1 protein-coding gene is annotated in these 325 nt (G+C 71.1%); it reads right to left on the bottom strand.

Translation table 11 applies throughout. The features are described 5' to 3' along the window. The coding region (locus AC0IY1_RS25340) for a DNA translocase FtsK (protein WP_471773338.1) at positions 1 to 325 on the bottom strand (325 nt) is incomplete at both ends.

Below are 325 nucleotides of genomic sequence, written 5' to 3'. Positions count from 1 at the left end.
GTGGTGCCCGCCACCAGCAGGTGGGGCATCTTGGCCAGATCGGCGATGATCGGCTCGCCGCCGATGTTCTTGCCGAGGCACAGGGCGAGGCTCTGCTTCGTCTCGGCGAAATCGGCCGAGGCGAGGAGTTCGCGCAGGTACACGGTCTCGCGCCGGGCATTCGGCAGCTCGATGCCGATGGCATTGCGGCCGGGGACGACGGCGACGCGGGCGGAGACCGCCGACATCGAGCGGGCGATGTCGTCGGCGAGCGAGATCACGCGGCTCGACTTGGTGCCGGGCGCCGGCTCCAGCTCGTAGAGGGTGACGACCGGGCCGGGGCGCA

It is taken from the genome of Methylobacterium sp. AC690, assembly GCF_979256535.1.
The sequence above is the reverse complement of the archived record's forward strand: the minus strand, read 5'-3'. Positions and strand labels throughout refer to the sequence as shown.